Origin of the sequence: Mumia sp. zg.B21 (assembly GCF_019550855.1) — a bacterium.
In the GTDB taxonomy this organism is placed as follows: Bacteria; Actinomycetota; Actinomycetes; order Propionibacteriales; family Nocardioidaceae; genus Mumia.
The window spans coordinates 152309-173528 of sequence record NZ_JAHWCJ010000004.1 but is presented as its reverse complement, the minus strand read 5'-3'; the positions used below and the strand labels follow the sequence as shown (position 1 = coordinate 173528).

The following is a 21220-nucleotide window of genomic DNA, read 5'->3' as shown; positions in this document are numbered from 1 at the left end:
GTCGAACAGCTGCTTTTCAGGGGGAACACCATGCACCGATCGATCGCCGGATGGATCAACCACCGCTTCACACCTGTACTTGCGATCGTCTTCTGGGTCGTGGTCGTCGGTCTGCTCGGCTCGACGGCCGGCCAGCTGACCGACGTTCAGGAGAACGAGGCAGAGAACTGGCTGCCCACCAGCGCGGAGTCGACGAAGGCGCTCGACGCTGCCAAGAACTTCTCCTCCCCCAACCTCATCCCGGCGGTGGTGGTGTACGAGCGCGAAGGCGGCCTGCAACCGGCTGACACGGCTGCCGCACAGGAGGACGCGGCGACGTTCGCCCAGCGCGACGACATCGACGGGAAGGTCGTCGGTCCGATCCCGTCCGAGGACGGCGAGGCCCTCGAGATCATCGTCCCGCTCAACCTGGGCGAGGACGGCTGGAACAAAGCAGCTGAGGTCGTCGACGAGCTGCAGGCCACCGCGGGCGACGGTGATGACGGGCTCGAGACGTACGTGACCGGCCCTGCGGGGCAGGCCGCGGACTCCGCCGCGGTCTTCGAGGGCATCGACAGCACCCTGCTGCTCGCGGCCGGCGGCGTGGTGACCATCCTGCTGCTGCTCACCTACCGCAGCCCGGTCCTGTGGCTGCTGCCGGTCGTCTCGGCCGCCGTCGCTCTCGTCGTCGCCCAGGCGGTCATCGTCCTGCTGGCCAAGTACGCGGACCTCACCGTCGACGGTCAGAGCGCGAGCATCCTGACGGTCCTGGTCTTCGGCGCCGGCACCGACTACGCCCTCCTGCTGGTCGCCCGCTACCGCGAGGAGCTGCGACGGCACGAGAGCCGTCGTGAGGCGATGGCGAGCGCTCTGCACCGCGCGGGACCCGCGATCGTCGCCAGTGGCGCGACCGTCGCGATCGGCATGCTGTGCCTGCTGCTCGCCCAGATGACGTCGACCCGCGGCCTCGGTCCGGTCGCCGCGATCGGCATCGTGTGCGGTCTCGCGGTGATGCTCACGATGCTGCCCGCGCTGCTGGTGGTCCTGGGGCGATGGATCTTCTGGCCGCGCATCCCGCACTTCGGCGACGTCGACCCGAGCGCGCACGGCGTGTGGGCCGGCGCCGGTCGCCGCATCGCCCGGCGCCCCCGGCGGATCTGGGTCGGAACCTCGCTCTTGCTGGCCGTCGCGAGCATCGGCATCATTCAGCTCAACGCGACCGGTCTCAGCACCGAGGAGGCGTTCCTCGGCACGCCCGACTCCGTCGCGGGCGAGAAGGTCCTCTCCGACCACTTCCCGGGCGGCGCCGGCGCGCCGGTCGTCGTGGTCTCGAGCCCCGAGACAGTCGATGACGTCCGCGCGGCGTTCCAGGCCGACGACGGGATCGCCGACCAGAGCGTGACCGAGCCGACGGTCAAGGGCGACCTGGCCTACATGGAGGGCACCCTGGAGTCCGAGCCCGACAGCGACGCCGCCTACGACGCGATCGAGAACCTCCGTGACGACCTCGACGCCGCCGACCCCGACGCGCTGGTCGGTGGCACCACCGCTGTCACCCTCGACATCCAGAACGCCTCGGCCCGCGACAACCGGGTGATCATCCCGGCGATCCTCGTGGTGGTCGTGCTCATCCTGATGGCACTGCTGCGCGCCCTGGTCGCGCCCGTCATCCTGCTCGCCACGGTGGTTCTGTCCTTCGGGGCGGCCCTCGGCATCAGCGCGCTGGTCTTCCGTCACGTGTTCGGGTTCGCGGGGACCGACACGGCCTTCCCGCTGTTCGTGTTCGTCTTCCTCGTCGCGCTCGGGATCGACTACAACATCTTCTTGATGACCCGGGTGCGCGAGGAGGCGCACCGGGTCGGCACACGCAGGGGTGCCCTCATCGGGCTCGCCGCGACCGGCGCCGTGATCACCTCGGCGGGTCTGGTGCTCGCCGGCACGTTCTCGGTGCTGGCGACGCTCCCGCTGGTGTTCTTCGCGCAGATGGGCTTCACGGTCGCGTTCGGCGTGCTGCTCGACACCCTCGTCGTACGGTCGGTGCTGGTGACCGCTCTCAACCTCGACGTGGGGCGCCACATGTGGTGGCCGAGCGCTCTCGCGCGCCAAGAGGACGTCGCCGGCGATGACGCGCTCGGTCCGCACGCAGATCCGGTCGCGGTCGGAGGCGAGGGTGGACCACGGACCCCGTGACGGGAGGTTGCAGCCGGGTCACGGTCGAGGATCGCCGCACTCCTAGACTGGCGTCATGAGCAACGTGCCGGAGAAGCCTGCCCTGGAAGGGCTCGAGCAGAAGTGGTCCGCGCTGTGGCAAGAGCGTGGCACCTACGCGTTCGACCGCTCCAAGACGCGGGACCAGGTATACGCGATCGACACACCGCCGCCGACCGTCTCCGGGTCGCTGCACGTCGGCCACGTCTTCTCCTACACGCACGCCGATCTCATCGCCCGCTTCCAGCGCATGCGTGGCATGGAGGTCTTCTACCCGATGGGTTGGGACGACAACGGTCTGCCCACCGAGCGCCGCGTCCAGAACTACTTCGGTGTCCGCTGCGACCCCTCGCTGCCGTACGACGAGGACTTCACGCCGCCCGAGAAGCCCGACCCGAAGCGCCAGATCCCGGTGAGCAGAGAAAACTTCATCAAGCTCTGCGAGGAGCTCGTCGAGATCGACGAGAAGGCGTTCGAGGACGTCTGGCGCACCGTCGGCCTGTCGGTCGACTGGGAGCAGACCTACACGACGATCGGTGACACCTCGCGGACCGCGTCGCAGCGGGCCTTCCTCCGCAACCTCGCACGCGGGGAGGCCTACACCTCCGACGCCCCGACCCTGTGGGACGTCACCTTCCAGACGGCGGTGGCGCAGGCCGAGCTCGAGGCCCGCGACTACCCGGGGCACTACTACCGGGTCGGTTACACGCTCCCCGACGGCTCGAAGGTCCACGTCGAGACGACCCGGCCCGAGCTGACCCCGTCGGCGGTCGCGCTGATCGCCCACCCCGACGACGAGCGCTACCAGCACCTGTTCGGCACGACGGCGACCTCGCCGATCTTCGGCGTGGAGCTGCCGATCATCGCGGATGCCGCCGCCGATCCTGAGAAGGGCTCAGGCATCGTCCACTGCTGCACCTTCGGCGACCTGACCGACGTCCAGTGGTGGCGCGAGTACGACCTGCCGACGCGGACGGTCGTCGGTCGCGACGGCCGCATCCTCCGGGAGGTCCCGGGCTGGATCTCGTCGCACGACGGACGCCGGGCGTACGAACAGCTGGCCGGCAAGACCGTCTTCTCCGCGCGCGAGGCGCTCGTCGCCGCGCTGCGCGAGTCCGGTGACCTCGACGGCGAGCCCAAGCCGACGACCCGCATGGCGAACTTCTACGAGAAGGGCGACAAGCCCCTGGAGATCGTCTCGACGCGCCAGTGGTACCTCGCCAACGGCGGTCGGGAGCCGGAGCTGCGCGGTCAGCTCGTGGCGCGTGGCCACGACATCTCGTGGTCCCCGGCCTACATGCAGACGCGCTACACCAACTGGATCGACGGTCTCAACGGTGACTGGCTGCTCAGCAGGCAGCGCTTCTTCGGGGTGCCCATTCCCGTCTGGTACGCCCTCGACAACGAGGGTGAGCCCGACTACGAGAACCCGATCGTGCCGACCGAGGCCGACCTACCGGTCGACCCGCAGGCACAAGCACCGAGAGGCTTCGAGGAGTACCAGCGCGGCAAGCCGGGCGGGTTCGTCGGCGACCCGGACATCTTCGACACCTGGGCCACGTCGTCGCTCACCCCGCAGATCGCCTGCGGCTGGGAGCGCGACCAGGACCTGTTCGAGCGGACGTTCCCGATGGACCTCCGGCCCCAGGCGCACGACATCATCCGCACCTGGCTGTTCTCCAGCGTGGTGCGTGCCCACCTCGAGAACCACACCGCGCCGTGGTCGCACGCGCTGATCTCAGGCTTCGTGGTCGATCCCGACCGCAAGAAGATGTCCAAGTCCAAGGGCAACGTGGTCGTCCCGACCGACATCCTCGAGAAGTTCGGGGCCGACGCGGTGCGTTGGCGCGCCGCGGGCGCACGACCCGGTGCCGACTCGCCGTTCGACGAGGCCCAGATGAAGGTCGGGCGCCGCCTCGCGATGAAGGTGCTCAACGCGTCCAAGTTCGTGCTCGCCGCGCCCGAGGCGTACGGCCTGGGGGTCGACGCCTCCTTCCTCGAGCCGCACCGGGTGACCGAGCTCCTCGACCTCTCGATGCTGCGCCGGCTCCGCCAGGTCGCCATCGAGGCCACGGAGGCGTTCGAGGCCTACGACTACACGACGGCGCTCGAGGTGACGGAGCGGTTCTTCTGGGACTTCTGCGACGACTACCTGGAGCTCGTGAAGGACCGCGCCCGTGGCGAGGGCGCGGGCGCGGACTCGGCACGCTGTGCCTTCGCGATCGCCCTGTCGGTCCAGCTGCGCCTGCTCGCACCGTTCCTGCCCTACGTCACCGAAGAGGTCTGGTCGTGGTGGCAGGAGGGCTCGATCCACCGTGCTGAGTGGCCCGTGGCCGACATCGAGATCACGACCACTCCCCACGATCCTGCGCTGCTGGTGGCGGCCGGTCAGGTCCTCGCCGGCATCCGCGGCGCGAAGTCCACGGCGAAGGTCAGTCAGCGCACCGCTGTGACCGGACTGGTCGTGCGCGGCGCCGAGCAGCGCCTCGAGATCGTGAAGCGGGCCCTTCCCGACCTGCGTGCCGCCGGCAACGTCACCGGCGACGTCGAGTTCGTCGTCGACACCTCGCAGCAAGGTGACGAGATCGCGGTCGAGGCCGAGCTCGCGGACCCGGAGCCGAAGAAGCCCGCCGAGAGCGCGGCGAAGCCGAGCGAGTGAACGACCCGGCGATGCGCGACGCCGTCCCCGACGACGTCCCGCAGATCGTGGCCATGCTCGCCGACGACCCGCTCGGCGCGACCCGTGAGTCGCCTGACGACCTCAGGCCCTACTACGAGGCGCTCACCGCGCTCACGGGCGACCCGAGCCAGCGCATCGTGGTCGCAGAGCGCGGCGGAGAGGTGGTGGGCACGCTCCAGCTCAGCTTCCTGCGCGGGCTGGGGCGGCGTGGAGCGACGCGAGCCCAGATCGAGGCCGTACGCGTTCGGCGGGACCTGCGCGGTGACGGGCTCGGGTCGACGATGATCCAGTGGGCCGTCGACGAGGCCCGTGCTGCGGGCTGCCACCTCGTGCAGCTCACGTCGGACGCCTCACGTGAGGGTGCACACCGCTTCTACGAGCGGCTCGGGTTCACGGCGAGCCACGTCGGGTTCAAGCTCACGCTCTGACGGGGCGCGACGTGTCAGATCGTGTGGAAGTACGGCAGGCGCGCCAGCAGCGCGTCCCCGGCCGCCACCGCCGTCGTGACCTGGCCGGCCGTCTCCGGCAGGTCGTCGTACGACAGCGCCAGCATCGTCTCGCCGAGCATGCGCGCGGTCTCGGTGTATCCGGGGTCGCCGCCGGCAGCCTCGGTGATCAGACGGGTGTCACCCGCCTGCGCCTCGAACCGGACCCGGAACCACGAGCGCGCACGTCGTGCCTCGCTGGGCCCCTCCCCCGACCCCTTCATCCCCAGCAGCGCCTTGCGGACGGGCGGGACCTGCACGCCGACAGCGAGCGCACCCAGCCCGAGCGTCGTGGCGACCGCCGTCGGCAGATGACGGAACTGCGCATAGTGCCCGTAGGAGAAGTCAGGTCCGTACGCGGGCAGGGCTCGAGCGGACCTCAGGACGACCTGCGGGTCGATGGTCGGCAGCGGGAGCGCCCACCCTCTGCCCGACGCTCCACGCCCGGGCCGCTCCGACAGAGAGTGCACCCTCCTACCCTCGGGACGTGGCTCGCGCCGGCGGCGTTCCTGCGCCGTCGACCGGCTCGTACGGACCGCGGCGAACCCGCCGAGTGCGGACTGGTAGGTCCCACCCGAGATCTCGCCCGAGGCCCGGACGTACCCCCGGATCGTGATCGGCACGCCCGTCGGGAGCTGCCTCACCGTGTAGAGCACGCCGATGTCGTGCGGCACCGAGTCGAAGCCGCAGGAGTGCACGAGACGCGCGCCCGTGCGTACGGCGGTTTCGTGGTGCTCCAGCCACATGCGGTCGACGAAGTCGGGCTCGCCGGTGAGGTCGCAGTAGGTGGTGCCGGCCTCCGCGCAGGCTGCGACGACAGGCCCGCCGTGGAGGGCGTACGGGCCGACCGTGGACGCCAGGACGGCGGTGGACTCCGCCAGCGCGCGGAGCGAGCGCGGATCGGTCACGTCGGCGACGACGACGTCAGGTGTCGCCCGACCGGTCGCGGCGATGCGACCAGCGACGGCGTCGAGCTTGGCACGGCTGCGTCCCGCGATCGCCCACGAGGCACCGTCTGGCGCGTGCGCGGCGAGGTAGTCGGCAGTGAGGCCGCCGGTGAACCCGGTGGCACCGAGCAAGGCGAAGTCGTATGTCACGCGGCGAGTCTAGGCTCACCGACGCGGGCGGTCCGACTCAGGAAGCCTTGTCGCGACGCTCTTCGTCGCGGTGCGGCACGAGCGTCGGGTTGACGTTGTCGAGGACCGTCTCCTTGGTGACGACGACCTTGGCGACGTCGTCACGGCTCGGGACGTCGTACATGACGTTGAGCAGGACCTCTTCGATGATCGCGCGCAGTCCTCGGGCACCGGTGCCACGCAGCAACGCGAGGTCGGCCATCGCGTCGATGGCGTCCTCGGTGAACTCCAGCTCGACGTGGTCGATCTCGAAGAGCTTGGCGTACTGCTTGGTCAGCGCGTTCTTGGGCTGGGTGAGGATCTCGACGAGGGCTTCCTTGTCGAGGTTCTCGACCGTCGCGATGACCGGCAGACGCCCGATGAACTCGGGGATCAGACCGAACTTGAGCAGGTCTTCGGGCATCAGCTGGTTGAACGACTGCCCGGTGACGCGCTCGGCGGCCGCCTCCTCGCGGTTGGGGTTGAAGCCGAGCGACATCTTGCCGTTGCGGCTCTCGATGATCTGCTCGATGCCGGCGAACGCGCCGCCCACGATGAAGAGGATGTTGGTGGTGTCGATCTGGATGAACTCCTGGTGCGGGTGCTTGCGCCCGCCCTGGGGCGGCACGGAGGCCGTCGTCCCCTCCAGGATCTTGAGCAGCGCCTGCTGCACGCCCTCGCCGGACACGTCACGCGTGATCGACGGGTTCTCGCTCTTGCGGGCGATCTTGTCGACCTCGTCGATGTAGATGATGCCGGTCTCGGCCTTCTTGACGTCGTAGTCAGCGGCCTGGATCAGCTTGAGGAGGATGTTCTCGACGTCCTCACCCACGTAGCCCGCCTCGGTGAGCGCGGTCGCGTCGGCGATCGCGAACGGGACGTTGAGCATCCGGGCGAGCGTCTGCGCGAGATAGGTCTTGCCGCAGCCGGTGGGACCCACGAGCAGGATGTTGGACTTGGCCAGCTCGACCACGTCCTCCTTGTGACGGCCGGCGGCGGCGCCGGCCTGCACCCGCTTGTAGTGGTTGTAGACCGCCACCGCGAGCGACTTCTTGGCCGGGTCCTGGCCGATGACGTACTGGTTGAGGAACTCGTAGATCTCGCGGGGCTTCGGGAGCTCGTCGAGCGAGACCTCGGACGTCTCCTGCAGCTCGTCCTCGATGATCTCGTTGCACAGCTCGATGCACTCGTCGCAGATGTAGACGCCCGGCCCGGCGATCAACTTCTTGACCTGCTTCTGACTCTTGCCGCAGAACGAGCACTTGAGCAGGTCACCGCCGTCGATGCGTGCCACCGCTTCCTCACCCTTCGTCGTGCGGGGCTGTGTCCCCCGCCGCTGCTTCTTCGACCGTACCCTGTGCCGGGCCGACGTGTGGCCGACCCGGCGTCGGGCGTGTCAGTTCTGTCAGACCGCCGGAGTCTTGAGCGTCTCCAGGATCTGGTCGACGAGGCCGTACTCGACGGCCTGGTCGGCGGTGAGGATCTTGTCGCGCTCGACGTCGCGGCTGACCTCGTCCTTCGGCTTGCCCGAGGCCTCGGAGATCATCGTCTCCAGCAGGTCGCGCATGCGCAGGATCTCGTTGGCGGTGATCTCCAGGTCGGAGCTCTGACCGTAGGTGCCCTCGGTGTAGGGCTGGTGGATCAGGATCCGGCTGTTGGGCAGTGCGAGGCGCTTGCCCGGGGTGCCGGCCGCCAGCAGGACAGCCGCGGCGGAGGCCGCCTGTCCGAGGCACACCGTCTGCACGTCGGGCTTGAGGTAGCGCATCGTGTCGTAGATGGCCGTGAGCGCCGTGAACGAGCCGCCGGGCGAGTTGATGTAGAGCGAGATGTCGCGATCGGGGTCCATCGACTGCAGGCACAGCAGCTGTGCCATCACCGCGTTGGCGACGTCGTCGGAGATCGGCGTGCCGAGGAAGATGATGCGGTCCTCGAACAGCTTGGCGTACGGGTCGATGCGGCGGAAGCCGTACGACGTCCGCTCCTCCCACTGAGGGATGTAGTAGTTCATCGAGGGGGCGAACTGCTGGTGGGGCATGGTCATGCCGGCTCCTGGGGTCGGGCCGCTGATCGGGAGGACGGAGGCGGTCACGACGCCTCACCCCGTGTCACGTCGTTCACGCGGGCGATCACGTGGTCGATGAACCCGTAGTCCTTCGCCTGCTCGGCGGTGAACCACCGGTCGCGATCGGAGTCGCGCTCGATCGTCTCGAGCGTCTGGCCCGTGTGGGTGGCCTGGAGCTGGTTGAGCTGCAGCTTGAGGAGCAGGCTCTGCTCGGCCTGGATGCGGATGTCGGAGGCAGAGCCGCCGAGACCGCCGGACGGCTGGTGCATCATGATCCGCGCGTGCGGGAGCGCATAGCGCTTGCCTGGAGCGCCGGCGGCGAGGAGGAACTGCCCCATCGAGGCGGCGAGCCCCATGCCCACGGTCACGACGTCGTTGGAGATGAACTGCATGGTGTCGTAGATCGCCATGCCGGAGTCGACGGAGCCGCCGGGCGAGTTGATGTAGAGCCGGATGTCGGTCTTGGGATCCTCCGCGTTGAGCAGCAGCATCTGCGCGCAGATCGCGTTGGCGTTCTGGTCGCGCACCTCCGACCCGAGGAAGATGATGCGCTCCTTGAGGAGGCGCTGGTAGATGTGGCCGTCGAGATCGTTCGGGCCGACCTCGCCAGCCATGCGCGGTGTCATCTCTGTGTTCACGCCCTCGACCCTAGCGGGGCCGGGAGACGAACCCGAGGGGAACCCGGCCGATTTCGCTACGGGCGCACAACCCGACCCGCCGCGACCCTGGACGTGGTCGCGGGACGGAGGTGAGGCATTCACGGACGACGCTCGACCGCAGCCTTGATCCGATCCAGCGTCGCTTCCATGTCACGCTCGAGCTGGGAGCCGTAGGCGGCGTCCCCGCCGAGGAACCGCTTGATCAGTGCGCGCGAGACCGGCGTCGTGCCCTGCGGCGCCTCACGGCGCTCGACGAGACGGGTGCGGCCCTCGCCGAGGTCCTCGAGGTGGTAGGACCACACCGTGCCGTTGACCGGCACCGAGAACGCGATCGCCCGCTGCGGGTCGTACCTCACGACGGTGGAGGTGGTGGGCCACACCCTCCACCCGTACTTGTTGATGTTGAGCGTGCGGGTGCCCTTCCCGATCCGCCCGCGCACGATCATCCGCCGGGTCTGCGGGCTCCACTCCGGCATCCGCCGGAGGTCGGAGACGACCTCCCACACGGCGCGGGGCGGCGCGTCGACGTCGGTGCTGACCTCGAGGAGGTACGGGTCGGGGGCGACGTTCATGGTCGTCCTTCCTGGGTGGGGGTGGAGTGCGGGTGGTCTGAGCCGGTGACGAGCGCGGGAGGGCGGCCGTTGACCCACCCGACGAGCCGCTCGGCGATGCGGGGATGGTTGAGAAGGCCGAGGTGGCCGCCGGGGACGCGGGAGGCCGACGCGTGAGCCACCACGACGGCGCCGTCGCGCCCTGCTCCGGCCGCCGAGCGACCGCTGACGATCAGGTCGGCCGCCGCGGCGACGAAGTGGTAGGTCGCATGCGGCAACGGTGCCACGGCGAGCCGGCCGTCGCCCCAACGGGCGGTGAGGTCCTGCCCGTGCCACTCGTCGCGGGTGACGTAGCCGTGGCGGAGGTCAACGATCCCGGCCGACCGGGCGCCGAGGACGGTGGCGAACGGGAGGCTCTCGGGGACGGCGCTCAGGACCCGCGAGCCCGCGTGCGCGGCGCGTTCCATCGCGGCGCCGAGGTGCGGTGTGCCGAGGCAGACGACCGTGGCGACGATCTCGGTCCACGCTGCTCTGCCCGCGACCCCGTGGGCCGTCGCGGACCGGACCACGAGACCACCCATCGAGTGCCCCACGAGATGGAGCCGGGTGACCGGAACCGGCCACGCGGCGACGAGGTCGGCGAGCAGGTCAGACAGCTCGGCGCCGTTGTCGGAGACGTGGCGGCCGGTGTTGTAACGCAGGCGGACGGGGGTCGCGGCCGTCTGCTCGTGCAGGGCGTCGTCGTACGTCCGTCCGTGCCGCTGCGCCCGGAAGTCCCAGGAGTCGTCGTTCTCCCCGAGCCCGTGGACCAGCACGACGACCTCGCCGGTGGCGGCCGGGTAGGCACGGGCGAAGCCGGCCCCATCGGGCACGACGTCGGCGCCATCGCTGCGGAGCACCATCGGCAGCGCGTACGGGTCCTTCCCGTCGGCGAGCCGGTCACCGACGAGGGCGTTGACGGCAGAGCGCAGCAGCCGCGTGCGCGGCGTGCTCTCGACCGACCGGCCGACTCCTCGGTCGGCGAGGCGCCGCAGCCCGCGGCTGGCCCCACGGAGCCCGCCGGAGACACCCGCGTAGGCCACCGAGGCCACGGCGTCGTGGGCCACCTTGGGGACGTGACCGCCCCACCAGCTGCCGAACACGCGGCGCGCGACGGCGTCGTGGACCTCGCGGACGCACCGGACCACCACGTCGTCGGCGTAGCCGAAGGCGACCGCGGCGGTGTGCGCGGTGCGGGGAGCGGTGGACGTCACGCCTCACATACTCGCGGTATCCGACCGCTCGCCGCTACCCCGCCCCTGGACGGTCAGCCCGAACACGGCGACGGCCCCTCCCCGCAGCGCGGGAAGGGGCCGTCGTACGGTCCGGGACCGACGTCAGCTCTCGTCGGAGTCCTCGGCCGCGGCTGAGTCCTCGTCGTCGGCGAAGCTGCCGTCGCCGCGGAGCTTGGCGAGGTCGATGACGTTGCCCGACTCGTCCTTGACGGTGGCGTTCTCGACGACCGCCGCGAGCGCCTTGCCGCGCACGACCTCGGCGACGAGCTCGGGGATGTGGTTGTGCTCGACCATGTGCTGCATGAACGACTGCGGGTCCTCGCCCGACTGCTGGGCGCGACGCAGCATGTGCTCGGTGAGCTCGTCCTGCTCGATGCCGATCTCGGAGTCGGCGGCGACCTGGTCGAGGAGGAACTGTGCAACGAGCGAGTCGCGGACGCGCTTGTCGAGATCGGCCTCGAACTCGTCGGCGGTCTGCTCCTCGGACTCGAGGTAGGCGTCCATCGTCATGCCGGCGTAGGCGAGCTGCTGCTCGATCTGCTGGCGACGGCTGGCGATCTCGGCCTCGACGACCGAGTCGGGGACCGGGACGTCCAGCTTCTCGAGCGCGGCCTCGAGCACCGCGTCGCGGGCATCGGCGGCCTGCTCGATGCGCTTGCCGCGCGTGAGCTTCTCGCGGATGTCAGCACGCAGCTCGTCGACGGTGTCGAACTCCGACGCCGTCTGGGCGAAGTCGTCGTCGAGCTCGGGAAGCTCCTGCTCCTTGACGGTCGTCACGGTGACCTCGACGTCGACGTCCTCGCCCTTGAGATCGCCACCGGCGAGCTGGGTCTGGAACGTCGTGCTCTCGCCGGCGGACATGCCGGTCACGGCGTCGTCGAGCCCGTCGAGCATCGAGTCCTTGCCGACCTGGTAGACGATCCCGCTGGCCTGCGCGACGTCGAGCTTCTCGCCGTCCTTGCTGGCGGAGAGGTCGATCGTGACGAAGTCGCCGTCGGCGGCCGGGCGGTCGACCTCGGTCAGCGTGGCGAAGCGCTCACGCAGCGCCTGCACCTGCTCGTCGACGTCGGAGTCGTCGACCGAGACGTCGGGCACGGTGACCTCGACGTCGCTCAGGTCGGGCGTCTCGAACTCGGGGCGCACGTCCACCTCGACGGTGAACTCGACGAGCTCGCCGTCCTCGAGGCGGCTCACGTCGACCTCAGGCTGTCCGAGGGGCTGGATCTCGGCCTCCGCGACGGCCTGCGAGTAGATCCCCGGAAGGGCGTCGTTGATCGCCTGGTCGAGGATGGTGCCCCGTCCCACGCGCTGGTCGACGACCTTCGTGGGGACCTTGCCCCGACGGAAGCCGGGGACCGAGATCTGCGACCCGATCGTCTTGTAGGCCTTGTCGAGGCTCGGCTTGAGCTCCTCGAACGGGACCTCGATGGTCAGCTTGACCCGGGTCGGGCTCACTGTCTCCTGGGCACTCTTCACGAGTACGTTCTCCTTGGTCGTCGTGCAGGACAGTCGCCGGATGTGGCGACACGTCGTCGGCTGTCGGGATGACAGGATTTGAACCTGCGACCCTCCGCTCCCAAAGCGGATGCGCTACCAAGCTGCGCTACATCCCGGTACGCACCGTTCCAGCGGTGCGGGCGCCCGCTCCACTGTAGTGGACGAACACCTCGCACCCAGAACTGCGGGCACACGCGACGCCCGCGAGGATCGGTGCCACCGGGTCGCGAGAGTGCGGCAGGGGTGTGGCATCATGGTCGCGGTCGGCCGCACGGCTCAGCGCCCCGAAGTCGACACGCGGACGTAGCTCAATGGTAGAGCCTCAGTCTTCCAAACTGATTACGCGGGTTCGATTCCCGTCGTCCGCTCTCAGTACGAAACCGCTGGTCAGGGCCACTTTTCGGTCGGCCCCTGACGGTCATCCAGCGGCGCGTCTGAGGCACTCCGTGCCCTACGTGCCCTAACGACCGCAGGAGCAGCGCCATGAGCATCCCGACTGATGATCCCCGCGTCTTCGTCCTCGTTTCAGCAGACGACAGTTTTCTGCCGTCCTTCATGCCGTCGGGTGACAGCGACGTCATCTCACGACACCCGCTTCCGTGACCACGAAGGGCGCGTCAGACTGCGGCTCAACCGGATTTCCCGCTCACACTGAACGAAACTCTTGGCCCGTGATGTCCGTATTGACACTGTTAACCCCGATGTCACCGCGGGCTAACCGGTCGGAATCCTCGGCCGTCTAACGTGACGAGCGTCGGTCGGTGATCACGCATCACCAGGACGACGCAGCACGCGGCGCCTGGCCGGTCTGGGCAGGGTAGGCGGACCAGGCGCCGCGTCCGAGTCCCGACAATCCTCTGGAGGAATCGATGAGACCGCTCAGCTTCGCCTGGCATGTCGCGACCTCCGGGCTCGCGCGGTTCGCGTCCACCGACGTGGCGTGCGCCAACGCGCTGGGGTCCGCCAACGAGCTCGCCGCCGTCCGCCGTGAGCGCGAGGAGATCAGCGCGCTGCTCGCCGCCCGCGCCCTTCCCGACGTCAGCTGACCGACACCACGCTGTGACGGATCAGAGGCGGACGGGGGTGCGCCGTCGGCTCCTTGGCTGACACCGCGGACACCAGAAGAGGTTTCGGCCCGCCACCACCTCGGTGCGCACCGGCGTACCGCACACCAGGCACGGCAGGTGGGTGCGCCGGTAGACGTAGACCTCGCCGCCGTGGTCGTCCTTGCGCGGTGGCCGGCCCATCGCCTCCGGCTCGTGCTCGGGCCGGACCGTGTCGATGCGGTTGTGGACGACGCCGTACGCCATCAGCTTCACGAGGTCGCCCCACACCGCGTCCCACTCTGCTCGTCGCAGGAACCGCCCCTCCATGAAGGGGTCGAGGTTGTGCCGGAACAAGACCTCCGCCCGGTAGACGTTGCCGACCCCGGCCAGCACCGACTGGTCCATCAGGAGCGCGGCGATCGAGACCCGCGAGCGGGCGATCCGCCGCCACGCGGCGGACGGGTCGGCGTCGTCGCGCAGCGGATCGGGTCCCAGCCTGGCGACGTACGCAGCCTTCTCGTCCGGCGTGAGCAGCGTGCAGACCGTGGCACCTCGCAGGTCCGCCCACGCCCGCACCGACTCGAGCCGCCAGCGGACCTGTCCGACGACCGGCCGGGCCGAGACATCACCGACCGCCCCAGGCTCGGGTAGCCCGTCGTGGATCGTCAGCCCGCCGATGAGTCCGAGGTGGACCCGGACCTCGTCCTCCAGCCCGGCGAACCGGACGAAGAGCTGCTTGCCGTAGGCCTCGGCGCGGTCCATCACACGTTGCCCGATCCGGGCAGCGCCGTCGGCGAAGCGTCCCTGCGGGCTCGACGACCACGTCGTGTCGCCGGCGAAGGTCGCGTCGAGGTCCAGCGCGAGGCGGTGGAGAGTGTGGCCCTCGGGCACCCCTCAGAAGTCCTCGCGCCGGTCCGCGACGTCGGTGCCGCGTGACTGCTCGTAGGCGGTCAGCAGCGACACGCGCCGCGCGTGACGCTCCTCGCCGCTGAACGGCGTCGCGAGGAACGTCTCGACCAGGGCCACGGCATCCTCCGTCGAGTGCATCCGCGCGCCGACGGCAACGACGTTGGCGTTGTTGTGCTGGCGGGCGAGCCGAGCGGTCTCCGGCGACCAGGCCAGCGCGGCGCGGATCCCGTCGACCTTGTTGGCGGCGATCTGCTCACCGTTGCCCGACCCACCGATCACGACACCCAGGCTGCCCTGGTCGCCGACCACGGCCTCCCCCGTCGCGAGGCAGAAGGGCGGGTAGTCGTCCTCCGCGTCGTACGTGGACGGGCCATGGTCCACCACGTCGTGGCCCTGTCGGCTCAGATGGTCGACGAGGTGGTTCTTGAGCTCGAATCCGGCGTGGTCGCAACCGATGTGAACGCGCATGCGGTCAGTCTCTCAGCGAGGCGGCGAGGTCGCGCAGCGTCCCCGCCACCAGCCGTACGGCCGAGCGCGACGCGTCGAACTCCCAGGGGCGTCGCCAGAAGCCGTGGGTCATGCCCAGCGCCCGCCAAGCCACGGTCGAGACGCCCGCGTCGGCGAGCCGTGCCGCGTACGCCTCGCCCTCGTCCCGCAGCAGGTCGTGCTCGGCGGTGATCACGAGCGCCGGCGGGAGGCCGCGCACGTCGGCGGCCCGCAGCGGCGACACCTCAGGCTCGGCCCTGACCTGCGCCGACGGGACGTACTGGTTCCAGTACCAGTCGATGTCGGCGGCCACGAAACCGTTCTCCGCGACGCCCTCTGTGCGGCGCGACTCCGTGTCGGCGAGCGCGTCCAGCGGCGGGTAGACGAGGACCTGGTACGCCAGCGCACCGGGGTCGCGCACGCAGAGCCCGGCGATCAGGTTCGCGCCGGAGGAGTCTCCGATCCCGGCCACGAGCGTCGTGTCCACCTCGAGCTCGTCACCGTGGGCGCGCAGCCACGTCAGTGCCGTGGCGACGTCGTCGAGCGGAGCGGGATACGGGTGCTCCGGCGCGAGCCGGTAGCCGACCGCCAGCAGCGACCACCCGGTCGCGTTCGCGAGGTAGCGGCAGAACGCGTCGTGGGTGTCGAGGTCGTGGAAGACCCAGCCGCCGCCGTGCACGTAGAGGAGGACCGGAGTGTCCTCCTCGGGGCGGTAGAGGCGCACATGCACCCCGTCCGCGTCGAGGTCGGCGACGTGGGCGACGTCGATCCGGATGGTCTCGGCGAGCGCGGCCTCACGGTCGGCGAGGCGTTCGGCCGCGAGGTCGCGGACGCCGGCGCCAGCGTCCACGTCGGCATCCGCGACCTCGGTTCGTGCCTGTGGATAGAGCATGTCGCGACCCTAGCCACTCGGCACGCGATCCACCGTGTGGTGACGGTCAGTCGAAGATCGGCTCCCGCGTACGGGTCCGCTTGAGCTCGAAGAACCCGTCGGTGCCCGCGACGAGGAGACAGCCGTCCCACAGCCTGCCGGCAGCCTCGCCCTTGGGAGCCGGCGAGACGACCGGGCCGAAGAAGGCGACGCCGTCGATGGCGACCACCGGGGTGCCGACGTCCTCGCCGACCAGGGTGATGCCGCGCTCGTGGGACGCACGGAGCGCCTCGTCGTACTCCTCGGAGTCGGCCGCCTCGATCAGGTCGGCCTCGAGCCCGACCTCCTCGAGCGCCTCGGCGAGCACGGTGCGGTCGAGCGTGCGGCCGCCGGGGTGAACGCGGGTGCCGATCGCGGTGTACAGATCGCGCAGGACGTCGTCGCCGTGCTTGTGTGCGGCCGCGACGGGGACGCGGACCCCGGCCCAGCCACGGGCGAGCATGTCGCGGTACTGCTCGGGAAGGTCGTCGTTGCCCTCGTTGAGGACCGACAGACTCATCACGTGGAAGCGGACCTCCACGTCACGGACCTTCTCGACCTCCAGCAACCAGCGCGATGTCATCCAGGCCCACGGGCACAGCGGATCGAACCACATGTCGACGGTCTTGGACATGCTCACCTCTCGGTCGGGGAGCCCGAGTCGTGGATCGCTTCGGGCACAGGCGCAGAAGGATGATCCTCTGCACCACGTCACAACACCGGGCAACCGGCGTACATTTCCTCGACCAACGAGAACACCACCGGTTGAAGGTCTCCCCCATGACGGCCCGCGATCTCGCGCTGCCGCTGGTAGGAGGCACCGACGCGCAGGATCGTCTCCACGTCAGCCAGCTCGTCGGTGCAGCCCAGCCGCTCGGCGGCGGGCGCGAGCACCTCCAGGAGCCGGCGTACGTCGGTGGTCACCAGGTCCTCGTCACCCTTCGCGTTCAGGATCAGGATGGCGTCCATCCCGTAGCGCGCGGAGCGCCACTTGTTCTCCTGGAGGAACCACTGCGGCAGGTCCGGCAGCTCGCGGCCGGCGTCGAGCTCCGCGGAGAAGTGCTCGACGAGGCACTGGGTGAGCGCGGCGATCGCGAGCAGCTCGGTGAGCGTGGGAGTGCCATCGCAGATACGCACCTCGAGGGTGCCGAACCGCGGGGAGGGTCGGATGTCCCACCGCACCTCGCCGAACTCGTCGATGACGCCGGTGTGCAGCATGTCGTCGGTGTAGCGCTCGAGGTCCTCCCACTCCTCGAGCCGGAAGGGCAACCCCGCCGTGGGGAGCTGCTGGAACATCAGCGCGCGGTTCGACGCGTACCCGGTGTCCTTCCCTCCCCAGAACGGGGACGACGCCGACAGCGCCTGGAGGTGACCGAAGTAGGCGAGCACCGCCCGCATCAGCGGCAGCACCTTGGCCCGGTCCTCGATGCCGACGTGCACGTGGACACCGTAGATGAGCATCTGGCGCCCCCACCACTGCGTACGGTCGATGAGCGTGTTGTAACGCTCCTTGTCGGTGACCTTCTGGTGGTCCCACTGCGCGAACGGATGGGTGCCCGCGCACATCAGCTCGACGCGCAGCGGCCCGGTGACCGCCCGCACCTCCTCGATGCTGCGCTGGAGGTCGCGCCCGGCGTCGCCGATCCGCTGGTGCACACCGGAGACGACCTCGACGGTGTTGAGGAGGAGCTCCTGGTGGACGTGCGGGTGCGGCGCACCGCCGGGGCCGGCGAGGCCCTCGAGCACGGTCCGGGCCACCTGACGGAGGTCACCCGTATCCGCGTCGACGAGTGCGAGCTCCCACTCGATGCCGACGGTGGAGCGCCGAGACTGCGCGAAGGGCAGGACCATGTCTCCATGGTGCCCGAGCCGCCGCCGGGTAACGGAGTCATCCCCTGTGTGACGGCTCCCACGGCGCGGGTCGTACGACGGCGACCCACGCCGCGAACGCCAGCAGCGAGATCCCCACGACGATGTCGACCACCACATGGGTCTGCCGCCACCACACCATGTCGGTGGCCCCTTCGACGGTGTAGTGGCCGATGCCGATGAGACCGCTGAAGGAGTACGACACCAGACCGACGACGCAGGCCGCGCGACGGTGGCGGAAGAACGCGATCACACCGAGGACGCCGCAGAGGGTGAAGACGAACCACGACGCCCCGATCAGTCCCGCGGACGGTGCCGGCAGCTCGTCCGGGCCGGGCTGCGGGTAGGCGTCGTAGTTGGCGACGTTGTCGACGTAGTGGATCACCGACACCACGAACGCCACGCCCACGAGCCAGAGGAGAACCGTCGCGCCACGAGGGCGGTCGCGCGTGGCGGTGTCGACGGTCATGCGCCGACGCTAGTGCGCGGCGGGATCACTCACACGCTGTAGTCGAGGACGAACCCGTACCCGGAGTCGCTGTGCCCCCCGAGCTCGATCCGAGCCTCTCCCCGCAGCGTCTCTAGCGCGCCGGTGCCCATCCCCTCCACGACCTCGACGGCGTCGCTGACGTCCATCTCGTCGTGCGCCCCGCGGTGGAGCAGGACGCAGGTGCCCTCGTGGCCCCCGATCGAGCCTGTGAAGCGCTCGAGGGCCACGACGGGTGCTGCCCCCTCCTTGTAGGTCATCAGGTAGTGGACGACGCCCTCCCCCTCGAGATCACCGGTGTAGGCGTACCGGACGGTCGCCCGGGTGATGCCGCGGTCGGGGTAGTACGTCCCGTTCCGTTCGTTGCCGGTCCCGTCGATGTCCTCGACGACCGACTCCTCCCACGCCGCGACGGTGAACGTGGTCTCTGCCTTCTTGTCATAGCTCATGTCCCCGACGCTAGGGGCGCGACTCATGCGGGTCTTGAAGGAACGCGACAGGCCTAGGCTGAGGCGGTGAGCGCTGGACCGTCCGACGAGCCACGAGGCTATCCGGAGGCGATCGTCGGGCGCGCCGACCCGATCGCCGTCCGCCGGATCGAGCCCTCCGCCGACACTCCCGGTGTCGACTACCTGTGGCGGGTGCGCTGGGAGGTCGCCGAGCCGTACGACCAACGGGTCGTGCCGCAGCCGCGGCTCCACCTGGCTGCCGAGCAGGGCCGCCTGCTGGTCCACGGCGTCACCCGGCGACCGTTCTCCCGCCACCTGGTCGGCCGCGGTCACGTGCTCGGCGCGTCCTTCCGTCCGGGAGGCTTCCACGGCTACCTGCGCGCGTCCGTCGGTGCGCTGACCGACGCCGTACGCCCCGCCGGTGACGTGCTCGGTGTCGACGACCGCCCGCCCGCCGCCCGCATCCTCGACGCCGAGGCCTCCGACGAGACGATGGTGGCCGCGCTGACGGACTACCTCCGGGCAGTGGGCTACGAGGCCGAGCCGCGGGCTGCCGAGATCGAACAGCTGGTCGCGCTCGCCGAGCACGACCGGAGCCTCGTGCGCGCCGACGCTCTTGCCGACGTCGGCGGCGTGAGCCTGCGGACGCTGCAGCGCGAGTTCGCGACCTACGTCGGCATCGGCCCGAAGTGGGTGCTGCAGCGGTTCCGCCTGCTCGACGCCGCGGCGGCGGCGCGTAGCGGCACGGTGGTCGACTGGGCAGCGCTCGCCTCGGAGCTCGGCTTCAGCGACCAGGCACACCTCGTACGGCGCTTCACCGACGTCGTCGGCACCCCGCCGGCGACGTACGCCCGCGAGGTGACCGAGGGCTGAGCGCCCGTGTCACACGGTGACGCGGGCGGCCACGACCCCGGCGACGATCAAGGCCAGAGCGGCGATACGCTCCGGCGAGACCGGGTCGCCGTGGACGACGACGCCGAGCGAGACGGCGCCGACGGCGCCGATGCCGGTGAACACCGCGTACGCCGTCCCGACCGGCACGGTCTGCATCGCGCGAGCCAGCAGGTAGACCGCGCTCGCGCCGAGCAGGACACAGACGACGGTCGGGCCCAGCCGTGTGAAGCCGTCGGTCGGCTTGATGCTCTGGCTCCACACGATCTCGGCGAGCCCGGCCAGGGCGAGCACTCCCCAGCCGTTCATGGGGTCGACACCCGTTCTGCGAGCGCATCGACCTCGGCGAGCGCCGCCGTTCGTGAGGCTCGGTGCGTGCCCAGAAGGTCGCTCAGCAACGGGTCGACGAGCGCGTTCACCAGCTCGGTCGTCAGGAACTGGACGTCGTCGATGCCGAAGTGGCCCGCGATGAAGTCCCGCAGGTAGCTCTCCTGATACTCGTACGGGGCGCGGGGTGCCCCTTCGGCGTACGAGCCGCCACGCGCTCCGACGACGACGAAGCTCGTCCCGGTCAGTGACATGCGTGGGAACGTCACCTGGTCGATCCAGGCCTTCAGTGCGGCAGGGATCCCGAAGTTGTACATCGGCGCCCCGACCAGGACCACGTCGGCCTCGAGCAGCTCGTTGAGCAAGGGCTCGGCGATCGCCCAGGCCTCGCGCTCTGCGGGCGTGCGCACCGCGCACGGGTAGTCGGCGGGGTCGGTGATCTGCTCGGCGAGGAGGGTGTCACAGATGCTCGTCCAGGCCTCCCCGATCACCGGGGCGGGCTGACGTGCGAGGTCGCGGTAGACGTAGTCGCCGTCCGGACGAGCCTCTCGCCATCGTGCGGCGAAACGTGCGCCGAGCTCGCGCGTGTGCGACTGGGTGCGGGCGCTGGAGTCGAGATGGAGCAGGCGTGGCATGGTGGCCCCCTTCGCTAAGTGGACACAGTGTCCGGATGCTTCGATAAGGACACTCAACCGGACACCGTGTCCGGATATTCCGGTAGCGTCGTGGATCGTGAACCTTCCCCGCGCCGACGAGGCGCAGCCCGAGCGCGCCGACGCCGCCCGCAACCGGCGCCGGATCCTGGACGCCGCAGCACGGCTGTACGCCGAGCGAGGCGCCGCGCACGTGACGATGAACGACATCGCACGCGCGGCAGGGGTGGGCCGCGGCACGCTCTACCGCCGCTATCCCGACCGTGCCTCCATCGCCACCGCCCTGCTGGACGAGCACGAGCGCAGACTGCAGGAGGCGCTCCTCTCCGGGCCGCCGCCGCTCGGGCCCGGGGCCCCGCCTGCCGATCGGCTCGCCGCGTTCTACGACGCGATGACGCAGCTCCTCGAGGACCACGCCCCTCTCGCGCTCGGCGCCGAGGTCGGGCGCTCACGGTTCATCGTCGGCGCGTACGGCTTCTGGAGAGTGCACGTGCGCATGCTCGTGGCGGAGGCGGGCGCCGCGGATCCGGACGCCATGGTCGAGCCGCTGCTGGCACCGCTCGCTCCGGAGGTGTTCGTGCGGCAGCGCGAGCTCGGCCTCTCGGTCGAGCGCATCGCCGCGGGCCTCGGTGTCCTGGCGCACGGCGTGCTCGGCCATCCCTGAGCCATGCGGTCGTCCGCCC

At 70.1% G+C, this 21220-nt stretch carries 22 protein-coding genes and 2 tRNA genes; 7 read left to right on the top strand and 17 right to left on the bottom strand.

Going from position 1 to position 21220, the window contains the following annotated elements; translation table 11 throughout:
• Window positions 1–30 precede the first annotated feature (30 nt).
• From KV100_RS16065 to KV100_RS16055, 3 genes are read left to right on the top strand one after another with little or no spacing between them, the layout of a single operon-like run.
• The gene (locus KV100_RS16065) at window positions 31–2169 is read left to right on the top strand and encodes an MMPL family transporter (RefSeq protein ID WP_220344112.1); all 2139 of its coding nucleotides are present in this window, start codon (window positions 31–33) and stop codon (window positions 2167–2169) included.
• Between the two features lie 55 nt (window positions 2170–2224).
• Window positions 2225–4846: a valine--tRNA ligase gene (gene valS, locus KV100_RS16060; protein ID WP_220344111.1), complete on the top strand. Its 2622-nt coding sequence runs from the start codon at window positions 2225–2227 to the stop codon at window positions 4844–4846.
• Window positions 4847–4857: 11 nt separating this feature from the next.
• Window positions 4858–5295 (top strand): GNAT family N-acetyltransferase, encoded by a 438-nt coding sequence (locus KV100_RS16055; protein ID WP_220344110.1) that lies wholly within the window; start codon window positions 4858–4860, stop codon window positions 5293–5295.
• Between the two features lie 14 nt (window positions 5296–5309).
• Here KV100_RS16055 and KV100_RS16050 read toward each other — a convergent pair whose 3' ends face one another.
• The 8 genes from KV100_RS16050 to KV100_RS16015 all read right to left on the bottom strand — a co-directional run bounded on the left by KV100_RS16050 (window position 5310) and on the right by KV100_RS16015 (window position 12626).
• Window positions 5310–6449 (bottom strand): trans-acting enoyl reductase family protein, encoded by a 1140-nt coding sequence (locus tag KV100_RS16050; RefSeq protein ID WP_220344109.1) that lies wholly within the window; start codon window positions 6447–6449, stop codon window positions 5310–5312.
• 37 nt (window positions 6450–6486) lie between these two features.
• Window positions 6487–7761 carry an ATP-dependent Clp protease ATP-binding subunit ClpX gene (gene clpX / locus KV100_RS16045; protein WP_220344108.1) on the bottom strand — a complete coding sequence of 425 codons (1275 nt, stop codon included), beginning with the start codon at window positions 7759–7761 and terminating at the stop codon, window positions 6487–6489.
• A 111-nt stretch (window positions 7762–7872) separates the two neighbouring features.
• A complete protein-coding gene (locus KV100_RS16040) occupies window positions 7873–8508 on the bottom strand; it encodes an ATP-dependent Clp protease proteolytic subunit (protein WP_255559416.1) in 636 nt (211 codons plus the stop codon).
• 44 nt (window positions 8509–8552) lie between these two features.
• Window positions 8553–9143: an ATP-dependent Clp protease proteolytic subunit gene (locus tag KV100_RS16035; RefSeq protein WP_220344707.1), complete on the bottom strand. Its 591-nt coding sequence runs from the start codon at window positions 9141–9143 to the stop codon at window positions 8553–8555.
• 143 nt (window positions 9144–9286) lie between these two features.
• The gene (locus tag KV100_RS16030; RefSeq protein ID WP_220344107.1) at window positions 9287–9760 is read right to left on the bottom strand and encodes an SRPBCC family protein; all 474 of its coding nucleotides are present in this window, start codon (window positions 9758–9760) and stop codon (window positions 9287–9289) included.
• Window positions 9757–10992: a triacylglycerol lipase gene (locus KV100_RS16025; RefSeq protein WP_220344106.1), complete on the bottom strand. Its 1236-nt coding sequence runs from the start codon at window positions 10990–10992 to the stop codon at window positions 9757–9759. Before KV100_RS16025 ends, KV100_RS16030 begins: the two co-directional genes overlap by 4 nt.
• Before the next feature lie 123 nt (window positions 10993–11115).
• Window positions 11116–12489: a trigger factor gene (tig, locus tag KV100_RS16020; protein ID WP_220344105.1), complete on the bottom strand. Its 1374-nt coding sequence runs from the start codon at window positions 12487–12489 to the stop codon at window positions 11116–11118.
• A 63-nt stretch (window positions 12490–12552) separates the two neighbouring features.
• Window positions 12553–12626 (bottom strand) — tRNA-Pro (locus KV100_RS16015).
• Between the two features lie 181 nt (window positions 12627–12807).
• Here KV100_RS16015 and KV100_RS16010 point away from each other — a divergent pair.
• Together KV100_RS16010 and KV100_RS16005 are read left to right on the top strand one after the other, a co-directional pair.
• A tRNA-Gly gene (locus KV100_RS16010) sits at window positions 12808–12878 on the top strand.
• Between the two features lie 501 nt (window positions 12879–13379).
• Window positions 13380–13556: a hypothetical protein gene (locus KV100_RS16005; protein WP_220344104.1), complete on the top strand. Its 177-nt coding sequence runs from the start codon at window positions 13380–13382 to the stop codon at window positions 13554–13556.
• Window positions 13557–13577: 21 nt separating this feature from the next.
• Here KV100_RS16005 and KV100_RS16000 read toward each other — a convergent pair whose 3' ends face one another.
• From KV100_RS16000 to KV100_RS15970, 7 genes are all read right to left on the bottom strand, one after another.
• Complete coding sequence (locus KV100_RS16000) at window positions 13578–14447, bottom strand: Fpg/Nei family DNA glycosylase (protein WP_220344103.1); 870 nt, start codon at window positions 14445–14447, stop codon at window positions 13578–13580.
• A gap of 3 nt (window positions 14448–14450) precedes the next feature.
• Entirely contained in the window at window positions 14451–14933 is a 483-nt protein-coding gene (locus KV100_RS15995) for a ribose-5-phosphate isomerase (RefSeq protein WP_220344102.1), read from the bottom strand.
• A 4-nt stretch (window positions 14934–14937) separates the two neighbouring features.
• On the bottom strand, window positions 14938–15843 hold the full coding sequence (locus KV100_RS15990; RefSeq protein WP_220344101.1) for an alpha/beta hydrolase: 906 nt from the start codon (window positions 15841–15843) through the stop codon (window positions 14938–14940).
• A 46-nt stretch (window positions 15844–15889) separates the two neighbouring features.
• On the bottom strand, window positions 15890–16495 hold the full coding sequence (locus tag KV100_RS15985) for a DsbA family protein (protein WP_220344100.1): 606 nt from the start codon (window positions 16493–16495) through the stop codon (window positions 15890–15892).
• Between the two features lie 77 nt (window positions 16496–16572).
• Window positions 16573–17712 carry a glutamate--cysteine ligase gene (locus KV100_RS15980; protein ID WP_220344099.1) on the bottom strand — a complete coding sequence of 380 codons (1140 nt, stop codon included), beginning with the start codon at window positions 17710–17712 and terminating at the stop codon, window positions 16573–16575.
• Between the two features lie 37 nt (window positions 17713–17749).
• Window positions 17750–18199 carry a hypothetical protein gene (locus tag KV100_RS15975; protein WP_220344098.1) on the bottom strand — a complete coding sequence of 150 codons (450 nt, stop codon included), beginning with the start codon at window positions 18197–18199 and terminating at the stop codon, window positions 17750–17752.
• 29 nt (window positions 18200–18228) lie between these two features.
• On the bottom strand, window positions 18229–18666 hold the full coding sequence (locus KV100_RS15970; protein ID WP_220344097.1) for a DUF3224 domain-containing protein: 438 nt from the start codon (window positions 18664–18666) through the stop codon (window positions 18229–18231).
• Window positions 18667–18732: 66 nt separating this feature from the next.
• Between KV100_RS15970 and KV100_RS20235 the strand changes: the two genes are divergently transcribed.
• Window positions 18733–19539: a helix-turn-helix domain-containing protein gene (locus KV100_RS20235; RefSeq protein ID WP_220344096.1), complete on the top strand. Its 807-nt coding sequence runs from the start codon at window positions 18733–18735 to the stop codon at window positions 19537–19539.
• 9 nt (window positions 19540–19548) lie between these two features.
• Here KV100_RS20235 and KV100_RS15960 read toward each other — a convergent pair whose 3' ends face one another.
• Together KV100_RS15960 and KV100_RS15955 are read right to left on the bottom strand one after the other, a co-directional pair.
• Window positions 19549–19866: a multidrug efflux SMR transporter gene (locus tag KV100_RS15960; protein WP_220344095.1), complete on the bottom strand. Its 318-nt coding sequence runs from the start codon at window positions 19864–19866 to the stop codon at window positions 19549–19551.
• Window positions 19863–20519, bottom strand: a complete 657-nt coding sequence (locus KV100_RS15955; protein WP_220344094.1) for an FMN-dependent NADH-azoreductase — start codon at window positions 20517–20519, stop codon at window positions 19863–19865. Before KV100_RS15955 ends, KV100_RS15960 begins: the two co-directional genes overlap by 4 nt.
• Window positions 20520–20616: 97 nt before the next feature.
• Here KV100_RS15955 and KV100_RS15950 point away from each other — a divergent pair, with 97 nt between their 5' ends.
• On the top strand, window positions 20617–21201 hold the full coding sequence (locus tag KV100_RS15950; protein WP_308291462.1) for a helix-turn-helix domain-containing protein: 585 nt from the start codon (window positions 20617–20619) through the stop codon (window positions 21199–21201).
• The last annotated feature ends 19 nt before the right edge of the window (window positions 21202–21220 follow it).

What these genes read in the sequence shown, in the direction of transcription:
- KV100_RS15985 (WP_220344100.1), bottom strand. Translation starts at nt 16,495, where the DNA reads ATGTCCAAGACCGTCGACATGTGGTTCGATCCGCTGTGCCCGTGGGCC.
- KV100_RS15990 (WP_220344101.1), bottom strand. Translation starts at nt 15,843, where the DNA reads ATGCTCTATCCACAGGCACGAACCGAGGTCGCGGATGCCGACGTGGAC.
- KV100_RS15995 (WP_220344102.1), bottom strand. Translation starts at nt 14,933, where the DNA reads ATGCGCGTTCACATCGGTTGCGACCACGCCGGATTCGAGCTCAAGAAC.
- KV100_RS16055 (WP_220344110.1), top strand. Translation starts at nt 4,858, where the DNA reads ATGCGCGACGCCGTCCCCGACGACGTCCCGCAGATCGTGGCCATGCTC.
- KV100_RS15975 (WP_220344098.1), bottom strand. Translation starts at nt 18,199, where the DNA reads ATGACCGTCGACACCGCCACGCGCGACCGCCCTCGTGGCGCGACGGTT.
- KV100_RS16005 (WP_220344104.1), top strand. Translation starts at nt 13,380, where the DNA reads ATGAGACCGCTCAGCTTCGCCTGGCATGTCGCGACCTCCGGGCTCGCG.
- KV100_RS15980 (WP_220344099.1), bottom strand. Translation starts at nt 17,712, where the DNA reads ATGGTCCTGCCCTTCGCGCAGTCTCGGCGCTCCACCGTCGGCATCGAG.
- KV100_RS16030 (WP_220344107.1), bottom strand. Translation starts at nt 9,760, where the DNA reads ATGAACGTCGCCCCCGACCCGTACCTCCTCGAGGTCAGCACCGACGTC.
- KV100_RS15955 (WP_220344094.1), bottom strand. Translation starts at nt 20,519, where the DNA reads ATGCCACGCCTGCTCCATCTCGACTCCAGCGCCCGCACCCAGTCGCAC.
- KV100_RS16035 (WP_220344707.1), bottom strand. Translation starts at nt 9,143, where the DNA reads ATGGCTGGCGAGGTCGGCCCGAACGATCTCGACGGCCACATCTACCAG.
- valS (WP_220344111.1), top strand. Translation starts at nt 2,225, where the DNA reads ATGAGCAACGTGCCGGAGAAGCCTGCCCTGGAAGGGCTCGAGCAGAAG.
- KV100_RS15960 (WP_220344095.1), bottom strand. Translation starts at nt 19,866, where the DNA reads ATGAACGGCTGGGGAGTGCTCGCCCTGGCCGGGCTCGCCGAGATCGTG.
- KV100_RS16040 (WP_255559416.1), bottom strand. Translation starts at nt 8,508, where the DNA reads ATGACCATGCCCCACCAGCAGTTCGCCCCCTCGATGAACTACTACATC.
- KV100_RS16065 (WP_220344112.1), top strand. Translation starts at nt 31, where the DNA reads ATGCACCGATCGATCGCCGGATGGATCAACCACCGCTTCACACCTGTA.
- KV100_RS15970 (WP_220344097.1), bottom strand. Translation starts at nt 18,666, where the DNA reads ATGAGCTATGACAAGAAGGCAGAGACCACGTTCACCGTCGCGGCGTGG.